Annotated in this window: 1 protein-coding gene; it reads right to left on the minus strand. The window is 65.5% G+C overall.

Translation table 11 applies throughout. The features are described 5' to 3' along the window. Positions 1 to 278, minus strand: a 278-nt coding sequence (locus EN807_RS35185) for an SDR family NAD(P)-dependent oxidoreductase (RefSeq protein WP_135938135.1), incomplete at both ends; no start/stop codon positions are given.

Raw genomic sequence — 278 nt, forward strand, 5'->3', positions numbered from 1 at the left:
CCGTCAGATTGACTGATATGGTCCTGTCCCAGTCCTCGTCGGAAAGCTCTTCCAGCCGCTTGCCTGTCGGATAGATGCCGGCGCAATTGACGACCGCGTCGAGCCCGCCGAACCGTTCCGCCGCCGCCGCGACGGTTGCCCGGACGTCTGCTTGGCGCGTGAGGTCGCTCTCCCGGAAGATCAGCCGGCTCTCGCCATAACGGCTCGCCAGTGATTTGCCCTCATCGCCGTCCAGCCCGGCGCCAAAGACCTTGGCGCCCTCGGCGACAAGGTATTCC

This window comes from Mesorhizobium sp. M5C.F.Ca.ET.164.01.1.1 (assembly GCF_004792125.1).
In the GTDB taxonomy this organism is placed as follows: domain Bacteria; phylum Pseudomonadota; class Alphaproteobacteria; order Rhizobiales; family Rhizobiaceae; genus Mesorhizobium; species Mesorhizobium wenxiniae.